Origin of the sequence: Mycobacterium sp. E2699 (assembly GCF_001666745.1) — a bacterium.
Classification (GTDB): domain Bacteria; phylum Actinomycetota; class Actinomycetes; order Mycobacteriales; family Mycobacteriaceae; genus Mycobacterium.
The window spans coordinates 1-1,316 of record NZ_LZJH01000045.1; the positions used below are offsets into that span (position 1 = coordinate 1).

Sequence of the window (1,316 nt, forward strand, 5' to 3'; positions counted from 1 at the left end):
GCGAAAACGATAAACGTCTGGGTGAGAAGGTTTTCCAGGAACCACCCGGTGTGAAACGCCACCTCGCCGGCGTGCAGGATGCCGAGCATGAATCCGAAGGTCAAGAAGTCGAACAGCGAGTTGATGGGCCCGAACGTCAGCATGAACCTGCGGATGAAGGCGACGTTCCAGTGCGCCGGCGCATCGCGTTGCTCCTCATCGACGCGGTCGGTGGGGATCGCCAACTGCGAGGCATCGTAGAGCAGGTTGCCCAGCAGGATCTGGCTGGGCAGCATCGGCAGAAACGGCAAGAACGCCGACGCGGCGGCGGCGCTGAAGGTGTTGCCGAAATTGCTCGATGTGCCCATGAACACGTACTTGATGGTATTGGCGAAAATCCTTCTGCCCGTGGCCACCCCGGTGGCCAGCACCCCCAGGTCCTTTTCCAGCAAGACCACGTCGGCCGCGTCCTTGGCCACGTCGGTGGCGCTGTTGACGGAGATGCCCACATCGGCGGCGTGCAATGCCAGCGCGTCGTTGACCCCGTCGCCGAGAAACCCCACCGATCTTCCGGTGCGGCGTGCCGCGGTGATCAGCCGTGCCTTTTGGTCGGGGGAGATGCGGGCGAAGATACTGTGGTCCGCAGCGGCGCGGCCGAATTCGTCGTCATCGAGGCATTCCAGCTGCGCGCCGGTGATCGTGCCCTTGGACGCCAAACCCAGGTCATTGCAGACCTTTTCGGCGACCCGCGGATTGTCGCCGGTGGCGATCTTGAGCTCGATGCCCAGTTCGGCCAGCTGTGCCAGCGACTGGCGCGCCGCGGGTTTGGGTTCGTCGGCGAAGACCAGAAAGCCGGCCAGCGTGAGGTCGTGTTCGTCGTCGGCGGTGAGCTCCGTCAGCTCGGCGGCCGGGCGGGTGGCGACGGCGACCACCCGCCGTCCGGCGGCGAACAAGTCCGCCAGGGTCGCATCCGCGGCCGCCGGCGTCCCGTCGCACCGGTCCAGGACCTGTTCGGGGGCGCCCTTGACGACGAGGAGGCGGTTGCCGTCGTCGTCGACCAACACCGACGTCGCGCGCCGCTCGTGGTCGAACGGCAGCAGCGCGACGCGGCGCACCGCGCCGCCCACCAGTTGCTGTGGCTGCGGGGAGTCCCACAGCGCGGCGTCGAGCGGATTGGCGCTCACCACACCGGATTCCGGGTCGACGTCGGTGGCCAGCAACCCGAGCCGCCGGACCGGCTCGGCCGGCGCACCGGCCGGATCGACCGCGCCGACCAGGCGGATGCGGCCCTCCGTCAGCGTGCCGGTCTTGTCGGTGATCAGGATGTCGATGTCGCC

1 protein-coding gene is annotated in these 1,316 nt (G+C 67.7%); it reads right to left on the reverse strand.

Features of this window, described 5'->3' with window-relative positions; all coding sequences use genetic code 11:
* Positions 1 to 1,316: HAD-IC family P-type ATPase (locus tag A5696_RS05655; protein ID WP_156738268.1), on the reverse strand; the 1,316-nt coding region annotated here is incomplete at both ends.